The sequence below is a fragment of the Pseudomonas sp. CFBP13528 genome (assembly GCF_005233615.1).
In the GTDB taxonomy this organism is placed as follows: Bacteria; Pseudomonadota; Gammaproteobacteria; order Pseudomonadales; family Pseudomonadaceae; genus Aquipseudomonas; species Aquipseudomonas fluorescens_AM.
The window spans coordinates 621031-647983 of record NZ_QGAJ01000003.1; the positions used below are offsets into that span (position 1 = coordinate 621031).

Consider the following 26953-nt stretch of genomic DNA (forward strand, 5'->3'; position numbering starts at 1 on the left):
TACAACCTTGGTTGTTTCAAACGTTCGCTGTTTCTTCGGCTAGCGATACGTTTGTCCGTGTGATTAATCACAGACCCGGGCCGGTTTTCTCGCAACGCTCAACTTGGTATTAACGATTTATATACATAAGGTTTTAGTCGGCTTAAGCGCTAATGCGAACGGTATAAAGTCGAGAAGTTCAGAGATTTTATTTCATGTTATTCAATGAGTTAAGTAAAAAAAGCGGACCCTGTAGGGTCCGCTATAACTTAAGATGTATATATACAATTAAACAGTGCGCTTCAGGCAATCGGTTGCCACTTTCCGAGCATATGCTCAATAGCCCCTGCGCCGTTCAACACCCACTCGCCACTTGAACCGGCGCCACTGGTCATCAGTATCACTTCGCCGGGCAGGCGCACGGGTTTTTTGAATTCAACTTCAATGTCGACATTGGCGAGCGGCAGTTGCTCGCCCATCGCCGCCAGGGTGCGTGCCTTGTTCCACAGCCCGTGAGCGATGGCCTGGGGGAAGCCGAACAGCTTGGCCGTCGGTGCGCTGAGATGAATCGGGTTGTAATCGCCGGACACGCGGGCATAGCGTCGGCCGATATCGGCGGGGGCTTTCCAACGGGTCAGCTCGCTGAGGGGGGCGTGCACAGACAACCCATGATCCACGGTCTCGCCCGCAAGCTTCACACCACGGCATAACATTGTGCTTTCAGCTTCCCAGAGCAACCCCAAGGCGTCCTCGACCACGGTCACCACATCGAAGGTCGCGCCCTTGGCGTGGGGCTTGAGATTGCACGTATACACGCCGACGGTCAGCTCACTCACACCGCCCAGAGGCCGATGCACGCGAATGCGGTTGCTCAAGTGGATCAGCCCCAGCAACGGGAATGGAAAGGTCTTGTCGGTCAGCAGCTGCATCTGCAGGCCGAACGCCAGGATATGCGGATAGGTCGGCGGCAGCATCGGGCTGTCGGCAAACCCGCAGACCTTGCGGTACGCCGCGACAGCCTTGGGATCGACGCGCACCTGGCAACGCAAGCCATGTTCGGGCAGTGCGCTGCCGGTGATCTTGCGCTTGAGTGCCGCGCGCCAGTACAGCGGCGGTAGAAACGGTGTGCTGTCCACTGTCTGCCATTGCATAGTCACGCTCCCAGAAGACTTTGCCCGCACACCCGCAGTGCCTGGCCGCTGACGGCGCCCGACCCCGGCTGACTCAGCCAGGCCACGGCTTCGGCCACATCCTGCGGCACGCCGCCCTGGCCCAGCGAGCTCATGCGCCGGCCGGCCTCGCGCAGGGCGAACGGGATATGCGCGGTCATCTGTGTTTCGATAAAGCCGGGTGCGACGGCATTGATGCTGATCCCACGGGTTTTCAACAGCGGTGCCCATGCCTGGGCCAATCCGATCAGCCCGGCCTTGCTCGCGGCGTAGTTGGTTTGCCCGCGATTGCCGGCGACGCCACTGATGGAGGCCAGCAGCACCACGCGTGCATTGTCGTGCAGGGTGCCGCTGTCGAGCAGCGCCTGGGTCAGCACCTGCGGCGCATTGAGATTGACCGCCAGCACGGCGTCCCAGTATTCCGGGGTCATGTTGGCCAGGGTCTTGTCGCGAGTGATACCGGCGTTGTGCACCAGAATATCGAGGCCGTCGGGCACGTGTTCGATCAACTGCGCGGCGGCGTCCTCGGCGCAGATATCCAGCGTGAGGGTGCGGGCGTTCAAGCGTGCGGCCAGGGCGTCGAGGTCGGCCCTGGCTTGGGGCACATCCAGCAGGATCACCTCGGCGCCATCGCGCACCAGGGTTTCAGCGATGGAGGCGCCAATACCACGGGCGGCGCCGGTCACCAGCGCCCTGCGCCCGGCCAGCGGGCGCGTCCAGTCCTCGACCGGCGTGGTGCAGGCCTCCAGGCGAATCACTTGCCCTGAGATATAGGCGCTCTTGGGGGACAGGAAAAACCGCAACGCGCCCTCCAGCTGATCTTCGGCACCCTCGCCCACGTACAGCAACTGCAACACACCGCCGCTGCGCAGCTCCTTGGCCAGGGAACGGCTGAACCCTTCCAGGGCGCGCTGGGCGCTGGCGGCGAACGGGTCGCTGAGGCTTTCCGGCGCCCGGCCAAGAATCACCAGGTGTGCGCTGTGATCGAGGTTTTTCAGCAATGGCTGGAAAAATTCGCGCAGTTGCTTGAGCTGGTCGGTGTGTTGCAAGGTACTGGCGTCGAACACCACGGCCTTGAGTTTGGGACCGTGCCCGGGAATCCACGCCGGCGCGTCCAGCGTTTGGGCGCCATAGCTGTACAGCGCATCGGTGAGTTTGTTGGCAAACGGCAAGACTTTACTCGCCAGCGCGCCACCGCCCAGCAGCAGCGCACCTTGCACCGGGCGCAGGCGCCCGGCTTGCCAGCGTTCCAGGCGCACCGGTGACGGCAGGCCAAGGGCGGCGACCAGGCGATGGCCGAGGCTGGAGTTGGCGAAGTCGATATAACGGTCAGACATGGAACGCTCTCCGAAGACTGGGGTTCAAAGGGTTGACCATCCCAGGGTAGCAGGCGTTCGACTAGGCTCAGTGATCTAGCCCATAACAGACAGAAGGAGCTTTCCATGACTCAATTGCGCCGTGTGGCGATCATTGGCGGTAATCGCATTCCCTTCGCCCGCTCCAATGGTCCATACGCCACCGCCAGTAACCAGGCGATGCTCACCGCCGCCCTGGAAGGCCTGATCGAACGTTTCAACCTGCACGGTCTGCGCATCGGCGAGGTGGCGGCGGGCGCGGTGCTCAAGCATTCCCGCGACTTCAATCTCACCCGCGAATGCGTGCTCGGCTCGCGCCTGTCGCCGCAAACCCCGGCCTACGACGTGCAGCAAGCCTGCGGTACCGGGCTGGAGGCGGCCTTGCTGGTGGCCAACAAGATTGCCCTGGGCCAGATCGAGTGCGGCATTGCCGGTGGGGTGGACACCACCTCCGATGCGCCGATTGGGGTCAATGAAGGCTTGCGCAAGCTGTTGCTGCAAGCCAACCGCAGCAAGTCCATGGCAGATAAGCTTAAAGTCCTGTTACAACTTCGTCCGCATCACCTCAAGCCGCAGCTGCCGCGCAACGGTGAACCGCGCACCGGGTTGTCCATGGGCCAGCACTGCGAGCTGATGGCGCAGACCTGGCAGATCCCTCGCGCCGAGCAGGACCAGCTTGCACTTGAGAGCCACCAGAAAATGGCCGCTGCCTACGCCGAAGGCTGGCACAACGATTTGCTCACGCCGTTTCTGGGCCTTACCCGCGACAACAACCTGCGCCCCGACCTGAGCCTGGAAAAGCTCGCAGCGCTCAAGCCCGCGTTCGAACGCAGTGAAAAAGGCACGCTCACCGCCGGCAACTCCACGCCGCTGACCGATGGCGCATCGCTGGTGCTGTTGGGCAGCGAGGCATGGGCCAGGGAGCGCGGTTTGCCGATCCTCGCGTACCTGCGCGATGGCGAAGCGGCGGCGGTGGATTTCGTCAACGGTGCCGAAGGCCTGCTGATGGCGCCGGTGTACGCCGTACCGCGTCTGTTGGCCAGGAATGGCCTGACGTTGCAGGACTTCGACTACTACGAGATCCACGAAGCGTTCGCTGCCCAGGTGTTGTGCACACTCAAGGCCTGGGAAGATGCCGATTACTGCAGGACGCGCCTGGGCCTGGAGGCGCCGCTGGGCGCCATCGACCGCAGCCGTCTCAACGTCAAGGGCAGTTCACTGGCCGCCGGGCATCCGTTTGCGGCTACCGGTGGGCGTATTGTCGCCAACCTGGCCAAGTTGCTGGATGCGGCGGGCAAAGGGCGTGGCTTGATTTCGATCTGCGCGGCGGGGGGCCAGGGCGTGACGGCGATTATCGAGCGCTGAGCGTCAGAAAAATTGGCCTATTGAATGCATTCTTCGAGGGCCAGAGGTCGGTAGCCTCTCCCACCGGCGCGCCGATTGCCGTATAACGAGTGCCACACGCGTGTTTGGTAATACAGGACCCACAATAAAAGCTGATGAAGACTCCTAAACGCATTGAACCCCTGATCGAAGACGGTCTGGTCGACGAAGTGCTGCGCCCACTCATGAGTGGTAAAGAAGCAGCTGTTTATGTGGTGCGCTGCGGCAACGAATTGCGTTGCGCCAAGGTTTACAAGGAGGCGAATAAACGAAGTTTTCGTCAGGCGTCCGAATACCAGGAAGGCCGCAAGGTCCGTAACAGCCGCCAGGCCCGGGCCATGGCCAAGGGCTCCAAGTTCGGCAAGAAAGAAACCGAAGATGCCTGGCAGAACGCCGAAGTGGCGGCGTTGTTCCGCCTGGCCGGGGCGGGCGTTCGCGTGCCCAAGCCGTACGACTTTCTTGAAGGCGTGCTGTTGATGGAGCTGGTGGCCGATGAGTACGGCGATGCGGCGCCGCGTCTGAACGATGTGACGCTGGAGCCGGACCAGGCGCGCGAATACCACGCCTTCCTGATATCCCAGATTGTGCTGATGCTGTGTACCGGGCTGGTGCACGGTGACCTGTCCGAGTTCAACGTACTGCTCACGCCGACGGGCCCTGTGATCATCGACCTGCCCCAGGCGGTGGATGCGGCGGGTAACAATCATGCGTTCAATATGCTGGAGAGGGACGTGGGCAACATGGCCTCCTACTTCGGGCGCTTTGCCCCGGAGCTGAAGAAGACCAAGTACGCCAAGGAAATGTGGGCGTTGTACGAAGCCGGCACCTTGCACCCGGCCAGTATCCTCACCGGTGAGTTCGACGAGCCGGAAGAACTGGCGGACGTGGGCGGTGTGATCCGCGAGATTGAAGCGGCGCGGCTGGATGAAGAGCGCAAGCAAGCGATTCGCGCGGCGGATGATGCGCCATCGACCAAGACGGCAGAAGAACCGCCGCCGCCCTGGATGCAGTGAACTTCGGGTCGATGAAGATCAAAATGTGGGAGGGGGCTTGCTCCCGATGGCGATGTGTCAGTCACTGTATGTGTTGACTGAACCACTGCATCGGGGGCAAGCCCCCTCCCACATTGGTTTTGTGTGCAGCCAGTCAGGTGCAGCATTTGCCTGAAGCCCGCTCCTTGAGGAATTGGACAAACCGGCCAATGCTCGCCCCTGGATGCAGTAACGTTCGGGTAGATGAAGATCAAAATGTGGGAGGGGGCTTGCTCCCGATAGCGATGTGTCAGTCACTGTATGTGTTGACTGAACCACTGCATCGGGGGCCAGCCCCCTCCCACATTGGTTTTGTGTGCAGCCAGTCAGGTGCAGCACTTGCCTGAAGCCAGCTCCTTGAGAAATTGGACAATCCGGCCAATGCTCGCCCCTGGATGCAGTAACGTTCGGGTAGATGAAGATCAAAATGTGGGAGGGGGCTTGCCCCCGATGGCGGTGTATCAGTCAACGCATGCCTGACTGACAAACTGCCAGCTCCTCCCACATTGGATTTGTGTGCAGCCAGTCAGGTGCAGCACTTGCCTGAAGCCAGCTCCTTGAGAATCGGGCAATCCGGCCGGTGGTCGCCGTGGCAGTGTTCCACCAGGTCCTGCAACGTATCGCGCAGTTGCTCAAACTCGCGAATCTTCTGATTCAGCTCCTCGATATGCTGGCGCGCCAGGGCTTTCACGTCGGCGCTGGCGCGCTGCCGGTCCTGCCACAAGGTCAGCAGCTTGCCGACTTCTTCCAGCGAAAACCCCAGGTCCCGCGAGCGTTTGATAAACGCCAGGGTGTGCAGGTCTTCGGCGCCATAGATGCGATAACCGCTCTCGGTGCGGTGGGCTGCCTTGAGCAGGCCGATGGATTCGTAGTAGCGAATCATCTTCGCGCTCAGCCCGCTTTGGCGAGCGGCTTGGCCGATATTCATGGGCGTAGATCCTCCAGGTCCTTGGGTTTCCAGGTTTTCAGCAGCAGCGCATTGCTCACCACACTGACGCTGGACAACGCCATCGCCGCGCCTGCCAGCACCGGGTTGAGCAGGCCGAAGGCCGCCAGCGGGATGCCGATTAGGTTATACACAAAGGCCCAGAATAGGTTCTGGCGGATCTTTGCGTAGGTCTTGCGGCTGATCTCCAGGGCCGCCGGCACCAGGCGCGGGTCGCCGCGCATCAGGGTGATGCCGGCCGCGTGCATGGCCACGTCGGTGCCGCCGCCCATGGCGATGCCAATATCGGCTGCGGCCAGGGCCGGTGCGTCGTTGATGCCGTCGCCGACCATGGCCACCACGCCGGTTTTCTTCAGCGCGGTCACAGTGGCGGCTTTGTCGGCGGGCAGCACTTCGGCGTGTACGTCGTCGATGCCCAGAGCCTCTGCGACCACCCGCGCGCTGCCGCGATTATCGCCGGTGAGCAGGTGGCTGCTGATGTGCTGCGCCTTGAGTTGCTGCACGGCGTGCAGTGCGCCGGGCTTGAGTGTGTCGCCAAACGCGAACAGGCCCAGCACGCGGGGATGTGCGCCTTGTTCGATCAGCCAGGACAGGGTGCGACCTTCGGCTTCCCAATCCGTCGCGCGCTGACTCAGCGGGCCGGCGTCAAGGCCGGTTTCTTCGAGCAGGCGTCGATTGCCCAGGGCCAGTTGCCGACCGTCAAGGGTGCCGGCGATGCCACGTCCGGTCAGGGACTGGCTGGCACTGACATCAGCCAGGTCCAGACCCTGTTCGTCACAGGCCTCCAGCACAGCCTTGGCCAGCGGGTGCTCGCTGCCACGCTGCAGGGCTCCCGCCTGTTGCAGCAGCAGCGACGTGTTGCCGTCCACCGCCGCCAGATGGGCGATTTTCGGCGCGCCAGAGGTGAGGGTGCCGGTCTTGTCGAACACCACGGCGCTCACCGCATGAGCATGCTCCAGCGCCTCGGCGTCCTTGATCAGAATGCCGTGGCGCGCGGCGACGCCGGTGCCGGCCATGATCGCCGTCGGCGTCGCCAGGCCCAGAGCGCACGGGCAGGCGATCACCAGGACCGCGACCGCGTTGATGATTGCGCTCTCCAAGGGCGCGCCGTACAGCCACCAGCCCGCCAGGGTGAGCAATGCCACTACCAGCACCGTCGGGACGAACACCTGGCTGACTTTATCCACCAGTTTCTGAAGCGGTGCCTTGGCGGCCTGGGCGTCCTCGACCAGGCGGATGATCCGGGCCAGCACGCTTTCCGCGCCCAGGGCCTGGGTACGCACCAACAGGCGACCTTCACCGTTGATCGCGCCGCCGGTGACCCGGTCGCCCGGTTGTTTCGGCACCGGCAGGCTTTCGCCGCTGATCAGCGCCTCATCGGCATGGCTCTGGCCATCGACGACTTCGCCATCCACCGGGAAGCGTTCGCCTGGCTTGACCATGACCAGGTCACCGAGCGTGAGCGCGGTGATGGCGACCTCTTCCTCGCGCCCCTCGCGTACACGGACTGCCCGCTCGGGGCGCAACGCTTCGAGGGCACGAATGGCGCTGGCGGTCTGGCGCTTGGCGCGGCTCTCCAGGTATTTACCCAGCAGCACCAGCGCGATCACCACGGCCGAAGCTTCGAAATACAAATGCGGGGCGGGCCTGGTGAGCCATTGATAGACGCTCAGGCCGTAACCGGCACTGGTGCCGATCGCCACCAGCAGGTCCATATTGCCCGCGCCGGCGCGCAGGGATTTCCACGCCGCACGGTAAAAACGCGCACCGATTATGAATTGCACCGGCGTCGCCAGGGCGAACTGGACCCAGGCGGGGAGCATCCAGTGCAGGCCGAAGGGTTCGACCAGCATCGGCAGCACCAGGGGCAACGCCAGCACGATCGCCAGCATCAGCGCCCAGCGTTCGCGATGCAGGCGCCGGGCTTGATCGGCCTGGGTGGTGGTTTCAGCTTGGGGGAGGCTTGCGGTGTAGCCGGCTTTGTCGACGGCGGCGATCAGGACGCCGGGATCCATCTGGCCGACTGCTTCAATATGGGCACGCTCGTTGGCCAGGTTGACGCTGACACGTTGCACCCCCGGCACCTTGCCCAGCGCACGCTCCACGCGGCCGGCGCAACTGGCGCAGGTCATGCCGCCGATGGGCAGGTCAAAGGTGGTGGTTCCATTCATGGGGCAGTCCTCCAGAAGACAGTGCCCCCTAGGATCAACCTTGACCTGTGGGTAAGGTCAAGTGCCTTTGGTTTCCCAGCTTAATATCCCAACTCGGCGGCTTTGAGGTACATCCCATCCGGGCCCTGGGCGATACGCAGCTTGCGCACGTCACCGGCCTTGAGCGTGATGTTCTGGGCGGGCGGGGCGAGCATGCCGGGCAGACAGCCTGGCGATTGCCCCGGCAGCAGTTTCAGGCGCAGTGACACATTGCCGGCAGGCAGGTTGAATGAAGTGGACTCTTCCTGAAACAGGCGGCCGGCCAGTTGATCCTGGATATACAAGCCGATTTCACAGGTGGTCGGCACTTCCAGGCGCTCCCGGGAAATGATCAGCACCGCATAGTCTTGAGCGGGGGCAACGGCAGAAAAACTCATCAGGCCGGCAAGGGCAAGAAACGACCAGCGCATGGCGAATGCTCCGTGGGTCACATCGATAAAGTTCAAGCTTGGCCGACGTCGCCGCCGAATACCAGCCCGGCCGACGTTTCTTAAACTTGACCTTACCATCATGGCAAGGTCGAGACTGGGTTCAACCTCATCCAAGGAGTCATGTCATGCAAATATTCAATGTTGAAGGAATGACCTGCGGCCATTGCGTTCGGGCGGTGACCCAGGCGGTGCGGAGCCAGGATGCAGATGCCGAGGTGACGGTCGATCTTGCGGCGAAGCAGGTCAGGGTGCAAAGCCAGCTGGGGCGCGAAGCCATCGCACAGTTGATCAAGGAAGAAGGCTACACCGTGGTCTGATTTTTAATAGTTAGCGAGCTATCTTAATGTTCAAGGTACCCAAGCGCGGCTAGACTGTCAGGCTGCCGACTCACTTGGGTGCCTGATGAACCTTCGCATAATTCTGATCCTCGGCGCCTTGAGCGCCTTCGCGCCGTTGGCGATCGACTTTTACCTGCCGGGCTTCCCGGCCATCGCGAGCGCTTTTGCGACCGACGAAAAACACGTCCAGCTGACCCTGGCGGTGTATTTCGGTGGGTTAGCCATCGGCCAATTGATCTACGGCCCGCTGGCCGACCGCTTTGGCCGGCGCGTGCCGCTGCTCAGCGGTGTCACACTGTTTACCCTCGCGTCCTTCGCCTGTGCCTATGCGCCGTCCCTGGAATGGCTGATCGGTGCGCGCTTCGTGCAGGCTCTCGGCGGTTGCGCGGGCATGGTGATCTCGCGGGCGGTGGTGAGTGACAAGTGCGACGCCGTGGGCTCGGCCAAGGTGTATTCGCAACTGATGCTGGTCACCGGCCTGGCGCCGATCCTCGCGCCGCTGGCGGGTGGGCTGATGGTGGGGCTGTGGGGCTGGCAGTCGATTTTCCTGGCGCTGTCGCTGTTCAGCGTGATGGCAGCCATTGCGGTGGCGGTGGGCTTGCCGGAAACCTTTCCGGCGCATCAGCCGCGTCAGCCGTTGTCCGGCTCGTTGCGCCGTTACGGCGCGCTGTTGTCGGACCGGGTTTACCTGGGCTACGCCCTGACCGGTGGCATCTCGATTGCCGGGATGTTTGCCTATATCGCCGGTTCACCGTTCGTGTTCATCAAACTGTATGGCGTGCCCGCCGAGCATTATGGCTGGCTGTTCGGCTCCAACGCGGCCGGTTTTATCCTGGTGGCGCAGTTGAATGCGCGGTTACTCGCCAAACGCGGCCCGGCGTTTTTGCTCTCGCGTACGGTGTGGGTCTACGTGGCGGCGGCGCTGACGCTGCTGGGGATTGCAGCACTGCGCACCGAAGCCCTCTGGCCGTTGCTGGTGCCGCTGTTTATCTGTATCGCCAGCCTGGGTTGCATTCTGCCCAACACTTCGGCGTGCGCCATGAATGGGCAAGGCGCGCGCGCCGGCAGCGCCTCGGCGTTGCTCGGTTGCATTCAATTCGGTGTGGCGGCGGGGGCGGCATCGTTGGTCGGGGTGTTGCACGACGGCACGGCGATGCCGATGGCCATGGTCATCAGCCTGTGCGGGGTGCTGGCGGTGACGATTGCGATGGCGACCTTGCGCCTGCAACGGGCAAGGGCCGCGCAGGCGCAGGCGCAGGTCTGAAGGGCGATCAGCCGGCGGCGCGTTGCTGGCTGAGTGGAAAACGGTGGGGGGCCTGGATGCGGGCTTGCAAGGTGTCGACAAAGGCACGGGCCTCGGCTTCGGTGTGAAAAATAATCGACCGCTGGTCCAGGCGGACCTCCCATTGGGATTTTTTTGCTAACGCTTTTATCAGGATCTTCATTGCTGACTTCCTCACGTAAAAGAATCGTGGCAAAGGCGGCCAATATAAACCCGTATGCGCTCCCAGAGATGACAAAGGTCAACTCTCGGACTAATGGTGTCGTCCATTACCTACATAAGTAACAGACGACACTGACAGCCGTTTTCTAGAACCCCTCTAACACGATCTTGCCCTTGGCCTTGCCGCTTTCCAGCAGCGCGTGGGCACGGCGCAGGTTCGCCGCATTGATCACGCCGAAGTGCTCGCCGAGTGTGGTTTTCAGGGTGCCGGCGTCGATCAGCGCGGCCACGCGGTTGAGCAAGTTGTGCTGCTCGATCATGTCCGGGGTCTCGAACATCGAGCGGGTGTACATGAACTCCCAGTGCAGCGACAGGCTCTTGCGCTTGAGCGAGCTCACGTCCAGCGCCTTGGGGTCGTCGATCAACGCCAGCTTGCCCTGGGGCTGCAGGGCTTCTACCAACTGGTCCAGGTGAAGGTCGGTCTGGGTCAGGCTGGCGACGTGGGTCACTTGCGGGTGACCGGCGTGTTTGAGCGCCTCGCTCAGCGGCTGGCTATGGTCGATCACCAGGTCGGCGCCCAGAGCCTTGGCCCATTCCTGGGTCTGCGGGCGCGAAGCGGTGCCGATGACTTTCAGCGCGGTGAGCTGGCTGGCCAGTTGGGTCAGGATCGAACCCACGCCACCCGCTGCGCCGACGATCAACAGGCTCTGGCCCTGGTCCTGTTTGCCCTCGGGTATTTGCAAACGTTCGAACAGCAGCTCCCAGGCGGTGATGGCGGTCAACGGCAGCGCCGCGGCTTCGGCAAAGCCCAGGCTCTTGGGCATATGGCCGACGATGCGTTCATCCACGGTGTGCAATTGGCTGTTGCCGCCCGGGCGAACCAGGGAGCCGGCGTAGAACACCTTGTCACCGGCCTTGAACAGCGTCACTTCGCTACCGACCGCCTTGACCACGCCGGCCACGTCCCAGCCGAGCACCTTGGCGGCGCCGTTTTCCGGGGCGACGTTCTGGCGCACCTTGGTGTCCACCGGGTTGACCGAGATGGCTTTGACTTCCACCAGCAGGTCACGCGGCCCGGCGACGGGTTCGGGCAGTTCGATGTCTTGCAGGGCGTTCACGTCGCTGATGGGCAGGGAGGTGTAATAGGCGATGGCTTTCATGATTTCTCCAAGTAAATGCGGTCAATGTAGGCGCGAGCAAGCTCGCGCCTACAAAAAAGGGGCGTGGTCAGGCGAGAAACTTCAGGCGCTTGAGTTCGAAGTGTTCGATCACGTCGGCGGCCTTGGTCCGGAACGCCTGGATATGCGCACTCTGGTCGTGGTCGGCCAGGGCCGCGTCGTCGCTCCAGCGCTCGAGCATGTAGAAAGTCTCGGGATGTTGCAGATCCTGATGCAGGTCGTACTGTTCACAACCGGCTTCCAGGCGCGTCGGTTCGAGCAGACCGCGCAGCAGGGTTTCCAGGGTGGCCTGTTGGCCGGGCTTGGCGATCAGCGTGGCGATGACGTTAAAGGCGGTGGACATATCAACTCCGGGTCGATAGGGAACGGGATGGCCAGATGATTGGCTATTTCCAGCGCAGATAAAAGCGGCTAAAACAAAGGTCTGTTTCAATAGAAAATTGATAATTGGTAGAAATGGATGCTGCGCTTTGATGATTTGCAGTTGTTTGTCCGGGCAGCGGACCTGGGCAGTCTGTCGGCGGCCGCGCGGGTGATGGACCTGTCCCCGGCGGTGGCCAGTGCTGCGTTGAAGCGCATAGAACAACAGCTGGGCGCGCGTCTGCTGGCACGCTCCACCCGCAGTCTGCGCTTGACCGCTGAAGGTGAGGGTTTTCTCACCTACGCCCGCGCCGCGTTGAGTTCATTGGATGAAGGGCGGCGCCTGCTGGCCAGTGGGCAGGACCATGTCAGCGGCATGCTGCAACTGTCGGCGCCTTCGGATTTCGGTCGCAATCAGTTGTTGCCCTGGCTGGATGATTTCCAGCGTGAATACCCGCAACTGAGCGTGCGCCTGTTGCTGGGGGATCGCATTGCCGACCTGTACCGTCAGCCGGTGGACATCGCCTTGCGTTATGGCGAACCCGAGGACTCCAGCCTGGTTGCGCTGCCCATCGCCCCGGAAAACGTCCGGGTGCTGTGCGCGGCGCCCAGTTATCTGGCCCGGTACGGCGAACCGCGGCATCTGGAGCAACTGGCCCAGCACAATTGCCTGCTCTATATGCTCGCTGACCGTGTACACGACCATTGGCGTTTCTATGACGGCAAGCGCGAGGTCAGCCTGACGGTTTCGGGCGATCGCGTCAGTGACGACGCCGACGTGGTACGCCGCTGGGCGGTGGCGGGCGTCGGCATTGCCTACAAATCCTGGCTGGATGTGAGTACCGACGTCGTGGCCGGACGTCTGCGCTTGATCCTGCCGGAGCTGCGCGGTGAGCGTACACCGCTTAACCTGCTGTGCGCGCACCGTGCGCAGTTGAGCAAGCCCGTCAACTTGCTGCGCGAAATGCTCGTGTCCCGTTGTGCGACATTGACGGAGCAGTTGTCGGAGCGATTCGCTGTGAAGTAATGGCCTCCAGCAAAGCAGGACATTTCGCTCAAGTGCTGTCCGTATCCAGGCTGTAAGACGTCATGGAACCGGCTGTTTTGGCCCCTATACTTTGGCGCCAACCGCAGCAGAAAAACGGTTCAACGGGGAGTCGAAAGATGGAACAGGCACCATGTATCAGTCGTATCGCCAGCTTGCTTGCCGAGCCCAAGCGCACCGCAATGCTGTGGGCATTGATGGACGGTTCGGCGAAATCTTCAGAGGAGTTGGCGACGTTCGCCGGGCTGTCGCCGGCGTCGGCCAATGCCCATTTGGCGCGGTTGACCGGCAGCGGCCTGCTGCGGATCGAGGCGCGACGGGGTAAACGGCTGTTTCGCGTGGCGGCAGCCGATGTCAGTGCCGCCATCGATGCGCTGGCAACGACAACCATGGCGAGTGCGGCGCGCACTGCGCCGGATGTTCAGCATCCCGCGTTGCCGGCCCCGCTGCTGTTGCGTCGCGCCCGCGTGTGCCACGACCACCTCGGCGGTGAACTGGCGGCCGGGCTGTACCAACGGATGGCGCAGGCAGGGTGGATCCAGCGCTACGAACAACGTACAGAAGTGACGGTCAAGGGCACCCGGCATTTGGCGCAGCTGGGTATTTTCATCCAGGCATTCTCGTCGCCGTTGGTCTGTGACTGTTTCGACTGGAGCCACCAGCAACCGCATGTCGGCGGTGCGCTCGGCGCGGGGCTGTTGCGGCTGTTTTTGCAGTCGAACTGGGTGAGTGCCATCGGCGAGTCCCGGGCCTTGTCTGTCAGCGACGCCGGGCTTGTGCAAATCAACCGGTTGGCCGCAGTGCACGAGCGTCGCTCTTAGTTTCGGTCAGGTCGCATCCAGCAATCGCCAGGGCAGACGATGCCGCACACTCGGCCAGGGTTTTTCACACTTTGGGGGGGGGCATGGGAACTCAGGGCTATAGCGCAGCAGAGCGGCTGGAACGGTTGCCCATCAGTGGTTACCACCGAATCATCTTCATCATCATTGCCCTGGCGTTTTTCTTCGACTCCATGGACCTGGCGATGATGACGTTTCTATTGGGCTCGATCAAAGCCGAGTTCGGCCTGAGTACGGCCCAGGCCGGGTTGCTGGCCAGTTCGAGTTTTTTCGGCATGGTGGTCGGCGCTTCGCTCTCCGGAATGCTCGCCGATCGCTTCGGGCGCAAGCCGGTGTTTCAGTGGAGCATTGTGTTGTGGGGCGTTGCCAGTTACTTGTGCTCCACGGCGCAGACGGTCGAGACCCTGACGCTGTTTCGCATCCTGCTGGGCATTGGCATGGGCATGGAGTTTCCGATCGCACAGTCGATGTTGTCGGAGCTGATTCCGGCAAAGCGACGCGGGCGGTATATCGCGTTGATGGATGGTTTTTGGCCGCTGGGGTTTGTCGCTGCCGGGGTGCTGTCTTACTTCATGCTGCCGGTGGTGGGGTGGCGCGACATCTTCCTGGTGCTGGCGGTGCCGGCGGTATGTGTGCTGGCGATCCGTTTTTTCATTCCGGAGTCGCCGCGCTGGCTGGAACAGGCCGGGCGCCACGAGGCGGCGGACAAGGTGCTGCTGGGCATCGAGCAAAAGGTGCGCGACTCCCTCGGGGTCGCCGACTTGCCGCAGCCTGTCGCCTTGTCGCGGGTGGCGAGTACGCCAGGCACGTTTTTCTCGGCCTTCCAGCAGTTGTGGTCGGCCCAGTACCGTCAACGCACCTTGATGATCTGGAGCGTGTGGTTCTTTGCCCTGCTCGGGTTCTACGGACTGACTTCGTGGTTGAGTGCGTTGCTGCAGCAGTCAGGCTTTGCCGTGACGCAATCGGTGTATTACACGGTGATCATTTCCCTGGGCGGGATACCCGGTTTCCTGATGGCGGCGTGGCTGGTCGAGCGCTGGGGACGTAAGCCGGTGTGCGTGGTGACGTTGCTGGGCGGCGGGGTGATGGCGTTTTTATATGGGCAGAGCGCGGTGTTCGGCGGCAACGTCGGGCTGCTGATTACGTCCGGCTTATTGATGCAGTTCTTTCTGTTTGGCATGTGGGCGGTGTTGTACACCTATACGCCGGAGCTGTATCCCACCTCGGCACGCGCAACGGGGTCCGGGTTTGCGTCGGCGATTGGTCGCGTGGGGTCGTTGCTGGGGCCACTGGTCACCGGGCTGGTGTTTCCGATAACCGGGCAGGGCGGGGTGTTTGCCTTGGGCGCGTTGTGTTTTGCGGTGGCGGCGCTGGTGGTGTGGGTGTTTGGGATGGAGACCAAGGGCAAGACGTTGGAGGAGTTGTCCGAAGTCTGACAGACAATATCAAGCCCCTGTGGGAGGGGGCTTGCCCCCGATAGCGGTGTATCAGTCAATACATGCCTGTCTGACAGACTGCAATCGGGGGCAAGCCCCCTCCCACATTTAGCCTACATTCATTCAGTAATTAGCGGTCAAGGCTTTACCAGTCGCGCATCCAGGCTGTTTTGCGCCAGGCGTTTGGCCTGGTCCTGGGTCATGCCCAGGGAGGTGTACAGCGCGTGGAAGTTCTCGGTGACATAACCGCCGAAGTAGGCCGGGTCGTCCGAGTTCACCGTGACCTTCACGCCACGCTCGAGCATGTCGAGGATGTTGTGCTGGGCCATGTCGTCGAAGACGCACAGCTTGGTGTTGGACAGTGGGCACACGGTCAGCGGGATCTGCTCGTCGATGATGCGTTGCATCAGGCGCTCGTCTTCGATGGCGCGCACGCCATGGTCGATGCGCTGGATTTTCAGCAGGTCGATCGCTTCCCAGATGTACTCGGGCGGGCCTTCCTCGCCGGCGTGGGCGACGGTCAGGAAGCCTTCGTGACGGGCACGGTCGAACACGCGCTGGAACTTGCTCGGCGGGTGACCCATCTCGGAACTGTCCAGGCCCACGGCGACGAACGCGTCACGGAACGGCAGCGCCTGGTCGAGGGTTTTCTCGGCTTCGGCTTCGCTCAGGTGACGCAGGAAGCTGAGGATCAAGCCGCTGGTAATCCCCAGTTGCTGCTCGCCGTCCTTGAGCGCGGCAGCGATACCGTTGAGCACCACTTCGAAGGGCACACCCCGGTCGGTGTGGGTTTGCGGGTCGAAGAAGGGTTCGGTGTGAATCACGTTCTGGGCTTTGCAGCGCAGCAGGTAGGCCCAGGTCAGGTCGTAGAAATCCTGGGAGGTACGCAGCACATCGGCGCCCTTGTAATACAGGTCGAGAAACTCTTGCAGATTGTTGAAGGCGTAGGCCTTGCGCAGGGTTTCGACGTCGTTCCACGGCAACGCAATCTTGTTGCGTTCGGCCAGGGCGAACAGCAGCTCAGGCTCCAGCGAGCCCTCCAGGTGCAGGTGCAGTTCAGCCTTGGGCAGGGCGTTGAGCCAATCGTACATAGCTAAAATCTCATCAGGTGCAATGGCGGTATTCTACAGGCCATGGCTGAAATAATCGGCAAAACCTGACCAGCAGGAGAGTATTTGATTTATTTGCACAAGGGCGGCGTGAACTAAGGTGTAACGAAACGTTAGCGGCGTGGCGCAGTCTGTACCCCAACGATGACTGATTTGCCGTACTTAAAGGCCCCCTATGCTCACTTCCCTCAAGCAAGAAAAATTCATGCTGCTGGCGCTGATTGCCGCCATTGCCGCCTACCCGCTGGAACACTGGATGCTCCACAGCGGGCAGATAGTGGCGTTGCTCGCCGGCCTCGTCTTGATTGCGTTTATTGTGATGGCATCGATGCGCGTGGCCCACCATGCCGAACAACTGGCGGAAAAGGTCGGTGATCCCTACGGCACCATGATCCTGACCCTGGCGGCTGTGCTGGTGGAAGTGGTGATCCTGGCGATCATGATGAGCAACGAGCCTTCACCCACGCTGGTGCGCGACACCATCTATTCAGCGGTAATGCTCGATATCAACGGCATTCTCGGCCTGGCCGCGCTGATGGGCGGCATCAAGCACGGCGAGCAGTCCTACAACGATGACTCAGCGCGCACCTACAGCGTGATGATTCTCACCGCGATGGGCGTGTCGATGGTGGTGCCGGAGTTTATCCCCGAGGCCGACTGGAAAATTTACTCGGCCTTCACCATCGGTGCGATGGTGGTGCTCTACACCTTGTTCCTGAGAATGCAGGTAGGTCCACACAGTTATTTCTTCAGCTACAGCTACCCGGAAAAACGCCGCAAGAAATCAACCGAGCAAGAGCACGCGCAGCCCGTGAACCTCGCGTTCTCGATCGGCACTCTGGTGTTTGGTGTGATAGTGATTGGTGCGTTGGCTGAGGTGATGTCCAAAACCCTCGACCTGGGCCTGGAGGGCACGGGAGCCCCGCCGGTCATCACCGCGATCGTCGTGGCGGCGATTTCCGCCGCGCCGGAAATTCTTACGGCACTGCGCGCCGCCTTGGCCAATCGCATGCAGTCGGTGGTGAACATCGCGCTGGGTGCGTCGCTGTCGACGGTGATTCTGACGGTGCCGGTGATGGAAGCCATGGCGCTTTACACCGGTCAGCCATTCCAGATGGCGATGACGCCGGTGCAGACGGTGATGGTGTTTATTACGCTGATTGTCAGTGCGATCAACCTCAATGATGGTGAAACCAATGCCATCGAGGGCATGACGCATTTCGTGCTGTTTGCGACCTTTATCATGCTGTCGCTGCTGGGACTGTAAGCCGATTTCAAAAGCACTATAAACCAAGTGTGGGAGGGGGCTTGCCCCCGATAGCGGTGGGTCAGCCAGCTTACAGAGGACTGAAACACCGCCATCGGGGGCAAGCCCCCTCCCACATTTTGGACTGTGTTCGGCTTAGGTTCCGGCGATCAGTTGGCGGGCTGCCTGGGTGTGATCGGCGATCAGGCCTTTCAGGTCGAGGCCCTCCACGTGTCCATCGATGACCCGCCATTGACCCGCAATCATCACCCGATCCGCTCTATCGGCACCGCACAGCAGCAGCGCTGAAATCGGATCGTGGCTTCCGGAGAAGCGCAGTTCATCGAGTTTGAACAGCGCCAGATCAGCCTGTTTGCCTACAGCCAACTCTCCAATATCCGTACGGCCCAACAACTGCGCCGAGCCTTTGGTCGCCCAGCCCAACACACCTTCAGGGGTGATTTTTTCCGCGCCGTAACGCAAGCGCTGGATGTACAGGGCCTGGCGCGCCTCCAGGATCATGTTCGAGGCGTCGTTGGAAGCGGAACCGTCCACACCCAGGCCGATGGGGGCACCGGCGGCGAGCAGGTCGAGGGTGGGGCAGATACCGGAGGCCAGGCGCATATTCGAACTCGGGCAATGGCAGATGCCGGTGCCGGCAGCGCCCAGGCGTGCGATTTCATCCGGGTTGAAGTGAATGCCGTGGGCCAGCCAGGTGCGCGGGCCGAGCCAGCCGACGCTGTCGAGATAATCCACAGTGCGCAGGCCGAAACGCTGCAGGCAGAAGTCTTCCTCGTCGAGGGTTTCCGCCAGATGCGTGTGCAAGCGCACGTCGAGCGAGGTGGCCAGTTCGGCACTCGCGCGCATGATTTCGGGGGTGACGGAAAACGGCGAACAGGGCGCCAGGGCAATCTGGATCTGCGCGCCGTCGCCGCGCTCGTGGTATTCACGGATCAGGCGTTGGCTGTCGTCGAGAATGACCTGGCCCTGTTGCACGGTTTGCTGCGGCGGCAGGCCGCCATCGGCTTCGCCCAGGCTCATGGAACCGCGGGTGAGCATGGCGCGCATACGCAGCTCGCGCACGCTCTCGACCTGCACATCAATCGCGTTTTCCAGGCCGTCGGGGAACAGGTAGTGGTGGTCCGCCGCCGTGGTGCAGCCCGAGAGCAGCAATTCCGCGAGGGCCACTTTCGACGCCAGGGCGAGCTTTTCCGGGGTCAGTCGGGCCCAGACCGGATACAGGGTTTTCAACCAGGGAAACAGCGGCTGGTTGACCACCGGCGCCCAGGCGCGGGTCAGGGTCTGGTAGAAATGGTGGTGCGTGTTGATCAGCCCGGGCAGGACGACATGCTCGCGGGCATCGAACATTTGCGCACAAGGCTGTGCAGGTGCTTGCCCTTGGGCCAGCACTTCGGTGATGACGCCGTCTTGCAGCACCAGGCCGCCACGGGCATCGAGACCATTGGCGGTGAAGATCGCGAGGGGGTTTTTTAACCAGATACGGGTCGCAGGCATTGGCCGGCTCCTCTGAATGATGGGTTCAGGTTTGCCAGCTCAGTGTTGCCCTGTCTGCTGATCCAGGGTCGCCGGGGAGGGCGAGGTGGCTAGATTACGTGTCGGTCCACGTGCAGGCAAGCGGACGCGGTCAGTGTGGGAGGGGGGTTGCCCCCGATAGCGGTGGGTCAGCCAATTTATATATGACTGAAATACCGCCATCGGGGGCAAGCCCCCTCCCACAGGGTAATCGGTGTATCTACCAGGCGATGGTGTCGCCCTTGTAGTCCACAAAATGATGGCCGCCCTTGCCGGTGTAGGCATTTACCTGTTCCACCAGGCCACGCACGCTGGTCTCGACGTCGATGTGCGCATTTTCGCCACCCATGTCGGTTTTCACCCAGCCCGGGTGCAGCGATAACACCGTCGGCTTGTGCTCGCCCAGTTGGGTGATAAAGCTGTTGGTCATGGAGTTGAGTGCCGCTTTGCTGGCCTTGTACAGCGCCAGGTCCGAGCCGTCGGGAATGGTGACGCTGCCCAGCACCGAACTCATGAAAGCCAGCACCCCGGTGTCCTTGCGAATCTGCCCGACAAAACGCTGGGCCAGGTTGATCGGGGCCACGGCGTTGGTGAAAAACAGTTGGCCGACTTCCGCCAGAGTCGCGTGGCCAGGCTCCTGGTTCGCGGGGCCCTTGACGCCGGCATTGACGAACAGCAAGTCGAAGGTACGGTCTTTGAGGCGTTGCGCCAGGGCGATCACGGCTTGCTGATCGTCCATGTCGAGTTTTTCGATCTGCACCGGGCCCACGGCTTTCAGGGCGTCGGCCTTGTTCGGGTCACGCACGGTGGCGGTCACGTCCCAGCCGTCCTGGAGCAGTTGCTTGACCAGGCCGAGGCCCAGCCCGCGCGAGGCGCCGATGATCAGTGCGGTTTTTGACGTAGACATGAAAAGCTTCCTTTGGAGTCGCGGTTCAGGGAATTGCAGTGAGCAACAGTAGCAGTTTCAGCGTTGCAGCAGGATACGCCCCCGGCTCAGGTCGGCGAGCTGGGTTTGCAAGGTGTCGATGTGGGCTTCGCCCAGGGCCAGTTGCAACTCCACGCCGTTGGCGGTGAAGGTTTCTTCCACGACCAGCCCGTCCAGTTCGGCAACGCGCAGCTTCAGCAGGTTCAATTCGGAGAAGCCGCAGGCGCACCTCAGCGGTACACGACTGATCAGCTCGATGCGCTCGGCATTCTGCAGGCATTTATTCGCGCCGCCGCCGTAGGCACGGGCGAGACCACCGGTGCCCAGTTGAATCCCGCCGTACCAGCGAATCACCAGCACGACGACTTGATCAAATCCCTGCGCCTCGATGGCCGCCAGGATCGGCCGTCCGGCGGTGCCGCCGGGTTCGCCGTCGTCGTTGCTGCGGTATTGGTCGGCCAGTTTCCAGGCCCAGCAGTTGTGCGTCGCGTTAAGGTCGCTGTGCTGCTCGATAAATACCTGGGCGTCGTGCGCGCTGGTAATCGGCGCCGCCAGGGTGATAAAGCGGCTTTTGCGTATTTCTTCACGAAATTCGCAAAAGCCTGTCAGCGTGAATGGCATAAGTCGCTTCGTTCAGGAGGCCGGCTTGATGCCGCAGCCTTTGAGAATGATATGGATCAGATTGGTGCCGGCGTCCTCCATATCCTGCTTGGTCAGCTTGGTGCGACCGGTGACGCGGCAGATCTGCGTGGCGAAGTCGGCATAGTGCTGGGTGCTGCCCCATAGCAGGAAGATCAGGTGCACCGGGTCGATGGGGTCCATCTTGCCGGCATCGATCCAGGCCTGGAACACGGCTGCACGACCGCTGAACCAGGCACGGTAGTCCTGGCTGAAATATTCGGTGAGGCATTCGCCGCCGCTGATGATCTCCATGGCGAAGATCCGCGAGGCCTGTGGCTGGCGTCGCGAGAATTCCATCTTGGTGCGGATGTACCGGGAGAGGGCCACGGCCGGGTCGTCTTCGGCGGTCAGCGCGTTGAACGTGCTGTCCCACAATTCCAGGATATTGCTGAGCACCGCAATGTACAGGCCCAGTTTGTTGGTGAAGTAATAGTGCAAGTTGGCTTTGGGCAGCCCGGCACTGGCCGCGATGGTGTTCATGCTGGTGCCTTTGTAGCCATGGCGCGCGAATTCATCCTCAGCAGCCTGGAGAATCGCTTGTTCGTTCTTTTGCCGAATGCGGCTGGCGGGTTTACCGGCGTGGTTGCTGTGGGCAGGAACTTCGAGGCTCATGGAGGTTTCCGTGCTGATCGATGGAGGCGACGTGTGCACAGATACCCCACCCTCAAGCCTCAGACAAGTGTTGATGCAATAAAACCGTCAAAGCGATTCCAGGGAGTCGCTTTCGGGCGTGTGGTTTGCTACGGCGTGGGCGGTTTTGGCCTCGGGTAACAGCAGGCACAGCACAATGGCGGTGAGGCCGCCGCTGGTGATAGCGGAGTCAAACAGGTTCTGCACCAGGGTTGGCATCAAGTGCAGCAGGTTGGGCTGGGCGGCGATGCCCAGGCCGACACCGAAGGAGGTGGCGATGATCAGCATGCTGCGTCGGTCCAGCGGCGCCTGGGCCAGGATGCGCACCCCGGCTGCGGCGACGCTGCCGAACATGACCAGGGTCGCACCGCCCAGCACCGGTTTGGGGATTTGCTGCAACACCGCGCCGATCATGGGAAACAACCCAAGGCATACCAACACCACGCCGATGTACAAGCCGACATAGCGGCTGGCCACACCGGTGAGTTGGATCACACCATTGTTTTGCGCGAAGGTGGTATTGGGGAAGGCGCTGAACGTGGCGGCAATCATGCAACTGACGCCATCGCCCAGCACGCCGCCTTTGAGTCGGCTTATATAAGACGCACCGCTGATGGGTTGGCGGGCGATCATGCAATTGGCAGTGAGGTCTCCGACGGTTTCGATGCTGCTGATCAGATAAATCAGCGCGATTGGCAGGAAGGCGCTCCAGTCGAAGTTGAAACCAAAGCGAAACGGCATTGGCAGGCTGATCAGAGGCACGTCGGGCAATGCTTGGGGCACCAGCTTGCCACTGGACCAGGCGGCAAGGCTGCCGAGGGCCAGGCCGATGATGATGGCCGAGAGGCGTACCCAGGGTGTGTTCGAGCGGTTGAGCAGGATGATCGTCAGCACCACGAACAGGCCCAGGGCCAGGTTGATGGGGGCGCCGAAGTCGGCGGCGTTGAACCCGCCGCCGAGATCGGTGATGCCGACTTTTATCAGGCTGATGCCGATCAGCGTAATCACGATCCCGGTCACCAGGGGCGTGATGACCCGGCGCAGTTGGCCGATAAAACGGCTCAGCACGATTTGCACCAGGGCGCCGAAAAAGCACACGCCGAAAATCATCGCCAGGATGTCCTCAGGGCTGCCGCCGCGTTGCTTGACCAGGAAACCGGCGGACAGCACCGCGCCCAGGAACGCAAAGCTGGTGCCTTGCAGGCAAATCATCCCGGCGCCGATACCGAACGGCCTGCGCGCCTGGATGAACGTGCCGACGCCGGAGACCATCAGCGCCATGCTGATCAGGTAGGGCAGGTGCGCGGTGAGTCCCAGGGTGGAACCGATGATCAAGGGCGGCGTGATGATACCGACAAACGCGGCCAGCACATGTTGCAGGGCGGCCAGCAGGGCGGGCAGTGGTTTGGGGCGATCATCGAGGCCGTAGAGCAAGTCGTTGGGGCAGGAGGATTCTGGTGGCATGGCGGGTCAACTCGCGGCGGACGGTTCAAGGTCCTTGTGCCTTGCAAAAAACTGTCCACCTGCTCAACTTTTTGTGCGAGGCCCTGTTAGCGCGTTGCCGCCAGGCTTTCCAGAAAACTTTCCAGCACCAAATGGGGGCGACGGCCCTTGCGCGTGACCGATGCCAGGCTCAAATCGTAAAACCGTGTCGCCGGTTTCAGCGCGCGCAGCCGGCCTTGTTGCACCCAGAGGCTGGCGTAATGGTCGGGCAGATAGCCGATATAGCGTCCGGTGAGGATCAGGAACGCCATCCCCTCTCGGTCCGAGGCGCTGGCGGTGCACGTGAGCGCCTGGTAATGGGCCTGGATCTCGGCGGGCAAGCGGAAGGTGGGGGCGATGGCGTCCTGGCTGTCGAGACGCGCATCGTCCAGTTGCTTGTCGTCGACATAAAACAGTGGATGACCGACCGCGCAATAAAGCAGCGAGCGCTCGCTGTACAGCGGTTGGTATTCCAGGCCGGACAACGCGCTGGCCTGGGGCACCACGCCGACATGCAGACGGCCGTCGAGGACACCTTGCTCGACTTCACTGGGGGCGATCATGCGGATTTGAATTTGCACATCCGGGCCACGTTCCTTCAATTGCGCCAGGGCGTGGGTGATGCGCATATGGGGCAGGGTGACGAGGTTATCGGTCAGGCCGATGATCAGCTCTCCGCGCAGGTGCTGGTGCAGGCCATTGACTTCGGTGCGAAAACTTTCCAGGGCGCTCAACAGTTGCAAGGCCGACTGATAAACCTCGCGGCCTTCTTCCGTCAGCGAGAACCCCGCGCGGCCGCGTTGACAGAGCCTCAGCCCGAGGCGTTGTTCCAGGTCGCTCATTTGCTGGCTGATGGCCGAGCGACCAATCCCCAGTACGGTTTCCGCAGCCGAAAAGCCACCACACTCCACCACGCTGCGAAAGATGCGCAGCAGGCGGATATCAAAGTCGCTGACCTGGGCCAGGGGGTCGGGGCGACGGCTGTTCATAGTTTAGTGAAGTCCTGACTGAAGGTTAGAAAAGTTGGATTTCACCGACTTTATCCCCGTGGCAATTTAGCCGCAACCACGCTCTTTCAATCCCGACGCTGCCTTTTGCCTTGCGAGGTTTTGCTGATGAACATGCCGGAAAACGCCCCATCATCCCTGGCCAGCCAACTCAAGCTGGATGCTCACTGGATGCCTTATACCGCCAACCGTAACTTTCAGCGCGATCCGCGTCTGATCGTGGCCGCCGAAGGCAGTTGGTTGACCGATGACAAGGGGCGCAAGGTCTATGACTCGCTGTCGGGCCTGTGGACCTGCGGCGCCGGGCATACGCGCAAGGAAATCCAGGAAGCGGTGGCCCGGCAGTTGGGCACCCTGGACTACTCTCCGGGCTTCCAATACGGTCATCCGTTGTCCTTTCAACTGGCGGAAAAGATTACAGATCTGACCCCTGGCAACCTCAACCATGTGTTCTTCACTGACTCCGGCTCCGAGTGCGCCGATACCGCGGTGAAGATGGTGCGCGCCTACTGGCGCCTGAAGGGCCAGGCCACCAAGACCAAGATGATCGGCCGCGCCCGTGGGTATCACGGGGTGAACATTGCCGGCACCAGTCTCGGTGGCGTCAACGGTAACCGTAAGCTGTTTGGTCAGGCAATGATGGATGTTGACCACCTGCCGCATACGTTGCTGGCGAGCAATGCCTTCTCCCGTGGCATGCCGGAGCAGGGCGGTATCGCGTTGGCCGATGAGCTGCTCAAGCTGATCGAATTACATGACGCGTCGAACATCGCTGCGGTGTTTGTCGAGCCGATGGCCGGTTCCGCAGGCGTGTTGGTACCGCCGCAGGGCTACCTCAAGCGCCTGCGCGAGATTTGCGATCAACACAACATCCTGTTGGTATTCGACGAAGTGATCACCGGTTTCGGCCGCACCGGTTCGATGTTCGGCGCCGACAGCTTTGGCGTGACCCCGGACTTGATGTGCATCGCCAAGCAAGTCACCAACGGCGCCATTCCAATGGGTGCGGTGATTGCCAGCAGCGAGATCTATCACACCTTCATGAACCAGGCGACGCCTGAGTACGCAGTGGAATTCCCCCACGGTTACACCTACTCGGCGCACCCGGTGGCCTGCGCGGCCGGCCTTGCGGCACTGGACCTGCTGCAGAAGGAAAACCTCGTGCAGAGCGTAGCCGACGTCGCACCGCACTTTGAGAATGCGCTGCATGGCTTGAAGGGCAGCAAGAACGTTATTGATATTCGTAATTACGGCCTGGCCGGAGCCATCCAGATTGCCCCGCGTGACGGTGATGCCATCGTGCGTCCGTTCGAGGCCGGCATGGCGCTGTGGAAAGCCGGTTTCTACGTGCGCTTTGGCGGTGACACCCTGCAGTTCGGGCCAACCTTCAACAGCAAGCCGCAGGACCTGGATCGCCTGTTCGACGCGGTCGGTGACGTGCTGAACAAGATCGACTGATTTCTCCTTCTATATAGAACAACTTTTCAGGAGCCCTGCATGAGCCTTATCCAGCATTTGATCAACGGTGAATTGGTCAATGACAGCGGTCGTAGTGCCGATGTGTACAACCCGTCCACCGGCCAGGTCATTCACCAGGTGCCATTGGCCAGTCGTGAAACCATTCAACAGGCGATCGACTCGGCCAAGGCGGCGTTCCCGGCCTGGCGTAATACGCCTGCGGCCAAGCGTGCGCAGGTGATGTTTCGTTTCAAGCAGTTGCTGGAGCAGAACGAAGCGCGTATCTCGCAGCTGATCAGCGAAGAACACGGCAAAACGTTGGAGGACGCCGCCGGTGAGTTGAAGCGCGGGATCGAGAACGTAGAGTACGCGTGCTCGGCGCCGGAGATTCTCAAGGGCGAATACAGCCGCAACGTGGGCCCGAACATTGATGCCTGGTCGGATTTCCAGCCGCTGGGCGTAGTGGCGGGTATTACGCCTTTCAACTTCCCGGCAATGGTGCCGTTGTGGATGTATCCACTGGCGATTGTGTGCGGTAACTGTTTCATCCTCAAACCGTCGGAGCGTGACCCGAGTTCGACGTTGCTGATCGCGCAATTGTTGCAGGAAGCGGGTCTGCCTAAAGGCGTGCTGAGCGTGGTGCAGGGTGACAAGGGCGCGGTGGACGCATTGATCGAGGCGCCCGAGGTAAAAGCGCTGAGCTTTGTAGGATCGACGCCGATTGCCGAGTACATCTATTGCGAAGCGACCAAGCGCGGCAAGCGCGTGCAGGCACTGGGTGGCGCGAAGAACCACGCGGTGCTGATGCCGGACGCTGACCTGGATAACGCAGTCAGCGCCTTGATGGGCGCGGCGTATGGTTCCTGCGGTGAACGCTGCATGGCGATCTCGGTGGCGGTGTGTGTGGGAGACCAGGTGGCGGATGCGTTGATTGCCAAGCTGGTGCCGCAGGTAAAGGCGTTGAAGATCGGTGCGGGCACGACTTGCGGTCTGGATATGGGGCCGTTGGTGACGGGGCAGGCGCGGGATAAGGTCAGCGGCTATATAGAAGAGGGTGTGTCGGCGGGAGCCGAGTTGGTTGTTGACGGTCGTGGCTTGAGCGTCGCCGGGCATGAAGAAGGGTTCTTCCTCGGTGGCAGCCTGTTTGATCGCGTGACCCCCGAGATGCGTATCTATAAAGAAGAGATCTTCGGGCCGGTGTTGTGCGTGGTGCGTGTGGCTAGCCTGGAAGCTGCGATGCAGTTGATCAACGACCATGAGTACGGCAACGGTACCTGCATCTTCACCCGTGACGGTGAGGCGGCGCGTCTGTTCTGTGATGAGATCGAAGTGGGCATGGTGGGGGTCAACGTTCCTCTGCCGGTGCCTGTGGCTTATCACAGCTTTGGTGGCTGGAAGCGGTCGCTGTTTGGCGACTTGCACGCCTATGGGCCGGATGGGGTGCGCTTCTATACCCGTCGCAAGGCGATCACCCAGCGTTGGCCGCAGCGAGCCAGTCATGAAGCCTCGCAGTTTGCTTTTCCCAGCTTGTAAAGCGGGGTAAGTGAAAGGCCGGCCCCTTGGGGCCGGCCTTTGCGTTTCCGGGCTTTTTTGACTTATATGACAGAAATGTAAAAAAGAAGGTTGACGGCAGATTCTGTGCGCCTATAATTCGCCCCACTTCCGGCGCAGTCGAAACGGAAAACTCCTTGGTAAACAATGAGTTAAGTAGTTTTCGGCAGCAAGTTGCTTCAGTTCA

At 61.5% G+C, this 26953-nt stretch carries 25 protein-coding genes; 10 read left to right on the forward strand and 15 right to left on the reverse strand.

The window, feature by feature from the left end; translation table 11 throughout:
• Positions 1-281: 281 nt before the first annotated feature.
• Positions 282-1130, reverse strand: coding sequence for a MaoC/PaaZ C-terminal domain-containing protein (locus PspCFBP13528_RS09395; RefSeq protein WP_137200047.1), 849 nt, complete (start codon positions 1128-1130; stop codon positions 282-284).
• A 2-nt stretch (positions 1131-1132) separates the two neighbouring features.
• Positions 1133-2485, reverse strand: a complete 1353-nt coding sequence (locus PspCFBP13528_RS09400; RefSeq protein ID WP_065951411.1) for a 3-oxoacyl-ACP reductase — start codon at positions 2483-2485, stop codon at positions 1133-1135.
• 105 nt (positions 2486-2590) lie between these two features.
• Here PspCFBP13528_RS09400 and PspCFBP13528_RS09405 point away from each other — a divergent pair, with 105 nt between their 5' ends.
• Both PspCFBP13528_RS09405 and PspCFBP13528_RS09410 read left to right on the forward strand, forming a co-directional pair.
• The gene (locus tag PspCFBP13528_RS09405) at positions 2591-3868 is read left to right on the forward strand and encodes an acetyl-CoA C-acetyltransferase (protein ID WP_065951410.1); all 1278 of its coding nucleotides are present in this window, start codon (positions 2591-2593) and stop codon (positions 3866-3868) included.
• 134 nt (positions 3869-4002) lie between these two features.
• Positions 4003-4899: a PA4780 family RIO1-like protein kinase gene (locus tag PspCFBP13528_RS09410; protein WP_065894635.1), complete on the forward strand. Its 897-nt coding sequence runs from the start codon at positions 4003-4005 to the stop codon at positions 4897-4899.
• A 544-nt stretch (positions 4900-5443) separates the two neighbouring features.
• On the opposite strand, the gene cueR is transcribed toward PspCFBP13528_RS09410, so the two are convergent.
• The 3 genes from cueR to PspCFBP13528_RS09425 form a co-directional block, all read right to left on the reverse strand.
• Entirely contained in the window at positions 5444-5845 is a 402-nt protein-coding gene (gene cueR / locus PspCFBP13528_RS09415; RefSeq protein WP_065951409.1) for a Cu(I)-responsive transcriptional regulator, read from the reverse strand.
• On the reverse strand, positions 5842-8034 hold the full coding sequence (locus tag PspCFBP13528_RS09420) for a heavy metal translocating P-type ATPase (protein WP_137200048.1): 2193 nt from the start codon (positions 8032-8034) through the stop codon (positions 5842-5844). The genes cueR and PspCFBP13528_RS09420 overlap by 4 nt, the downstream gene beginning before the upstream one ends.
• 80 nt (positions 8035-8114) lie before the next feature.
• Entirely contained in the window at positions 8115-8483 is a 369-nt protein-coding gene (locus PspCFBP13528_RS09425; RefSeq protein ID WP_065951407.1) for a hypothetical protein, read from the reverse strand.
• Between the two features lie 146 nt (positions 8484-8629).
• Between PspCFBP13528_RS09425 and PspCFBP13528_RS09430 the strand changes: the two genes are divergently transcribed.
• Positions 8630-8821 carry a cation transporter gene (locus PspCFBP13528_RS09430; protein WP_137200049.1) on the forward strand — a complete coding sequence of 64 codons (192 nt, stop codon included), beginning with the start codon at positions 8630-8632 and terminating at the stop codon, positions 8819-8821.
• 85 nt (positions 8822-8906) lie between these two features.
• Positions 8907-10106 carry a multidrug effflux MFS transporter gene (locus tag PspCFBP13528_RS09435; RefSeq protein WP_065951405.1) on the forward strand — a complete coding sequence of 400 codons (1200 nt, stop codon included), beginning with the start codon at positions 8907-8909 and terminating at the stop codon, positions 10104-10106.
• Positions 10107-10113: 7 nt separating this feature from the next.
• Here PspCFBP13528_RS09435 and PspCFBP13528_RS27580 read toward each other — a convergent pair whose 3' ends face one another.
• The 3 genes from PspCFBP13528_RS27580 to PspCFBP13528_RS09445 all read right to left on the reverse strand — a co-directional run bounded on the left by PspCFBP13528_RS27580 (position 10114) and on the right by PspCFBP13528_RS09445 (position 11807).
• Complete coding sequence (locus tag PspCFBP13528_RS27580) at positions 10114-10287, reverse strand: hypothetical protein (RefSeq protein ID WP_164485079.1); 174 nt, start codon at positions 10285-10287, stop codon at positions 10114-10116.
• A 145-nt stretch (positions 10288-10432) separates the two neighbouring features.
• Positions 10433-11446 (reverse strand): zinc-binding alcohol dehydrogenase family protein, encoded by a 1014-nt coding sequence (locus PspCFBP13528_RS09440; protein WP_065951404.1) that lies wholly within the window; start codon positions 11444-11446, stop codon positions 10433-10435.
• Positions 11447-11513: 67 nt separating this feature from the next.
• On the reverse strand, positions 11514-11807 hold the full coding sequence (locus tag PspCFBP13528_RS09445) for a putative quinol monooxygenase (protein ID WP_065886502.1): 294 nt from the start codon (positions 11805-11807) through the stop codon (positions 11514-11516).
• A 117-nt stretch (positions 11808-11924) separates the two neighbouring features.
• Between PspCFBP13528_RS09445 and PspCFBP13528_RS09450 the strand changes: the two genes are divergently transcribed.
• From PspCFBP13528_RS09450 to PspCFBP13528_RS09460, 3 genes are all read left to right on the forward strand, one after another.
• Positions 11925-12851 carry a LysR family transcriptional regulator gene (locus PspCFBP13528_RS09450; RefSeq protein WP_101221022.1) on the forward strand — a complete coding sequence of 309 codons (927 nt, stop codon included), beginning with the start codon at positions 11925-11927 and terminating at the stop codon, positions 12849-12851.
• Between the two features lie 137 nt (positions 12852-12988).
• Positions 12989-13690: a helix-turn-helix transcriptional regulator gene (locus PspCFBP13528_RS09455; RefSeq protein ID WP_065951402.1), complete on the forward strand. Its 702-nt coding sequence runs from the start codon at positions 12989-12991 to the stop codon at positions 13688-13690.
• An 83-nt stretch (positions 13691-13773) separates the two neighbouring features.
• A complete protein-coding gene (locus PspCFBP13528_RS09460) occupies positions 13774-15144 on the forward strand; it encodes an MFS transporter (RefSeq protein ID WP_137200050.1) in 1371 nt (456 codons plus the stop codon).
• A 137-nt stretch (positions 15145-15281) separates the two neighbouring features.
• Here PspCFBP13528_RS09460 and PspCFBP13528_RS09465 read toward each other — a convergent pair whose 3' ends face one another.
• Complete coding sequence (locus PspCFBP13528_RS09465; protein ID WP_043051475.1) at positions 15282-16235, reverse strand: adenosine deaminase; 954 nt, start codon at positions 16233-16235, stop codon at positions 15282-15284.
• 193 nt (positions 16236-16428) lie between these two features.
• Here PspCFBP13528_RS09465 and PspCFBP13528_RS09470 point away from each other — a divergent pair, with 193 nt between their 5' ends.
• Entirely contained in the window at positions 16429-17520 is a 1092-nt protein-coding gene (locus tag PspCFBP13528_RS09470; protein ID WP_137200051.1) for a calcium:proton antiporter, read from the forward strand.
• Between the two features lie 135 nt (positions 17521-17655).
• On the opposite strand, the gene PspCFBP13528_RS09475 is transcribed toward PspCFBP13528_RS09470, so the two are convergent.
• The 6 genes from PspCFBP13528_RS09475 to PspCFBP13528_RS09500 all read right to left on the reverse strand — a co-directional run bounded on the left by PspCFBP13528_RS09475 (position 17656) and on the right by PspCFBP13528_RS09500 (position 23739).
• Positions 17656-19014 (reverse strand): 8-oxoguanine deaminase, encoded by a 1359-nt coding sequence (locus PspCFBP13528_RS09475; protein ID WP_137200052.1) that lies wholly within the window; start codon positions 19012-19014, stop codon positions 17656-17658.
• Positions 19015-19252: 238 nt separating this feature from the next.
• On the reverse strand, positions 19253-19939 hold the full coding sequence (locus tag PspCFBP13528_RS09480; protein ID WP_137200053.1) for an SDR family oxidoreductase: 687 nt from the start codon (positions 19937-19939) through the stop codon (positions 19253-19255).
• Between the two features lie 57 nt (positions 19940-19996).
• The gene (locus tag PspCFBP13528_RS09485; protein ID WP_065951397.1) at positions 19997-20578 is read right to left on the reverse strand and encodes a YigZ family protein; all 582 of its coding nucleotides are present in this window, start codon (positions 20576-20578) and stop codon (positions 19997-19999) included.
• Positions 20579-20590: 12 nt separating this feature from the next.
• On the reverse strand, positions 20591-21250 hold the full coding sequence (locus tag PspCFBP13528_RS09490; RefSeq protein ID WP_065951396.1) for a TetR/AcrR family transcriptional regulator: 660 nt from the start codon (positions 21248-21250) through the stop codon (positions 20591-20593).
• Positions 21251-21337: 87 nt separating this feature from the next.
• Entirely contained in the window at positions 21338-22732 is a 1395-nt protein-coding gene (locus PspCFBP13528_RS09495; RefSeq protein WP_137200054.1) for a nucleobase:cation symporter-2 family protein, read from the reverse strand.
• Positions 22733-22818: 86 nt separating this feature from the next.
• Positions 22819-23739 carry a LysR family transcriptional regulator gene (locus PspCFBP13528_RS09500; RefSeq protein WP_137200055.1) on the reverse strand — a complete coding sequence of 307 codons (921 nt, stop codon included), beginning with the start codon at positions 23737-23739 and terminating at the stop codon, positions 22819-22821.
• A 126-nt stretch (positions 23740-23865) separates the two neighbouring features.
• Here PspCFBP13528_RS09500 and PspCFBP13528_RS09505 point away from each other — a divergent pair, with 126 nt between their 5' ends.
• Positions 23866-25215 carry an aspartate aminotransferase family protein gene (locus PspCFBP13528_RS09505; protein WP_137200056.1) on the forward strand — a complete coding sequence of 450 codons (1350 nt, stop codon included), beginning with the start codon at positions 23866-23868 and terminating at the stop codon, positions 25213-25215.
• A gap of 39 nt (positions 25216-25254) precedes the next feature.
• On the forward strand, positions 25255-26748 hold the full coding sequence (locus tag PspCFBP13528_RS09510; protein WP_065951392.1) for a CoA-acylating methylmalonate-semialdehyde dehydrogenase: 1494 nt from the start codon (positions 25255-25257) through the stop codon (positions 26746-26748).
• Positions 26749-26953 lie beyond the last annotated feature (205 nt).

What these genes read in the sequence shown, in the direction of transcription:
- PspCFBP13528_RS09445 (WP_065886502.1), bottom strand. Translation starts at nt 11,807, where the DNA reads ATGTCCACCGCCTTTAACGTCATCGCCACGCTGATCGCCAAGCCCGGC.
- PspCFBP13528_RS09410 (WP_065894635.1), top strand. Translation starts at nt 4,003, where the DNA reads ATGAAGACTCCTAAACGCATTGAACCCCTGATCGAAGACGGTCTGGTC.
- PspCFBP13528_RS27580 (WP_164485079.1), bottom strand. Translation starts at nt 10,287, where the DNA reads ATGAAGATCCTGATAAAAGCGTTAGCAAAAAAATCCCAATGGGAGGTC.
- PspCFBP13528_RS09465 (WP_043051475.1), bottom strand. Translation starts at nt 16,235, where the DNA reads ATGTACGATTGGCTCAACGCCCTGCCCAAGGCTGAACTGCACCTGCAC.
- PspCFBP13528_RS09420 (WP_137200048.1), bottom strand. Translation starts at nt 8,034, where the DNA reads ATGAATGGAACCACCACCTTTGACCTGCCCATCGGCGGCATGACCTGC.
- PspCFBP13528_RS09505 (WP_137200056.1), top strand. Translation starts at nt 23,866, where the DNA reads ATGAACATGCCGGAAAACGCCCCATCATCCCTGGCCAGCCAACTCAAG.
- cueR (WP_065951409.1), bottom strand. Translation starts at nt 5,845, where the DNA reads ATGAATATCGGCCAAGCCGCTCGCCAAAGCGGGCTGAGCGCGAAGATG.
- PspCFBP13528_RS09400 (WP_065951411.1), bottom strand. Translation starts at nt 2,485, where the DNA reads ATGTCTGACCGTTATATCGACTTCGCCAACTCCAGCCTCGGCCATCGC.
- PspCFBP13528_RS09460 (WP_137200050.1), top strand. Translation starts at nt 13,774, where the DNA reads ATGGGAACTCAGGGCTATAGCGCAGCAGAGCGGCTGGAACGGTTGCCC.
- PspCFBP13528_RS09435 (WP_065951405.1), top strand. Translation starts at nt 8,907, where the DNA reads ATGAACCTTCGCATAATTCTGATCCTCGGCGCCTTGAGCGCCTTCGCG.
- PspCFBP13528_RS09490 (WP_065951396.1), bottom strand. Translation starts at nt 21,250, where the DNA reads ATGAGCCTCGAAGTTCCTGCCCACAGCAACCACGCCGGTAAACCCGCC.
- PspCFBP13528_RS09395 (WP_137200047.1), bottom strand. Translation starts at nt 1,130, where the DNA reads ATGCAATGGCAGACAGTGGACAGCACACCGTTTCTACCGCCGCTGTAC.
- PspCFBP13528_RS09440 (WP_065951404.1), bottom strand. Translation starts at nt 11,446, where the DNA reads ATGAAAGCCATCGCCTATTACACCTCCCTGCCCATCAGCGACGTGAAC.
- PspCFBP13528_RS09425 (WP_065951407.1), bottom strand. Translation starts at nt 8,483, where the DNA reads ATGCGCTGGTCGTTTCTTGCCCTTGCCGGCCTGATGAGTTTTTCTGCC.
- PspCFBP13528_RS09485 (WP_065951397.1), bottom strand. Translation starts at nt 20,578, where the DNA reads ATGCCATTCACGCTGACAGGCTTTTGCGAATTTCGTGAAGAAATACGC.
- PspCFBP13528_RS09495 (WP_137200054.1), bottom strand. Translation starts at nt 22,732, where the DNA reads ATGCCACCAGAATCCTCCTGCCCCAACGACTTGCTCTACGGCCTCGAT.
- PspCFBP13528_RS09430 (WP_137200049.1), top strand. Translation starts at nt 8,630, where the DNA reads ATGCAAATATTCAATGTTGAAGGAATGACCTGCGGCCATTGCGTTCGG.
- PspCFBP13528_RS09470 (WP_137200051.1), top strand. Translation starts at nt 16,429, where the DNA reads ATGCTCACTTCCCTCAAGCAAGAAAAATTCATGCTGCTGGCGCTGATT.
- PspCFBP13528_RS09405 (WP_065951410.1), top strand. Translation starts at nt 2,591, where the DNA reads ATGACTCAATTGCGCCGTGTGGCGATCATTGGCGGTAATCGCATTCCC.
- PspCFBP13528_RS09475 (WP_137200052.1), bottom strand. Translation starts at nt 19,014, where the DNA reads ATGCCTGCGACCCGTATCTGGTTAAAAAACCCCCTCGCGATCTTCACC.
- PspCFBP13528_RS09500 (WP_137200055.1), bottom strand. Translation starts at nt 23,739, where the DNA reads ATGAACAGCCGTCGCCCCGACCCCCTGGCCCAGGTCAGCGACTTTGAT.
- PspCFBP13528_RS09510 (WP_065951392.1), top strand. Translation starts at nt 25,255, where the DNA reads ATGAGCCTTATCCAGCATTTGATCAACGGTGAATTGGTCAATGACAGC.
- PspCFBP13528_RS09455 (WP_065951402.1), top strand. Translation starts at nt 12,989, where the DNA reads ATGGAACAGGCACCATGTATCAGTCGTATCGCCAGCTTGCTTGCCGAG.
- PspCFBP13528_RS09480 (WP_137200053.1), bottom strand. Translation starts at nt 19,939, where the DNA reads ATGTCTACGTCAAAAACCGCACTGATCATCGGCGCCTCGCGCGGGCTG.
- PspCFBP13528_RS09450 (WP_101221022.1), top strand. Translation starts at nt 11,925, where the DNA reads ATGCTGCGCTTTGATGATTTGCAGTTGTTTGTCCGGGCAGCGGACCTG.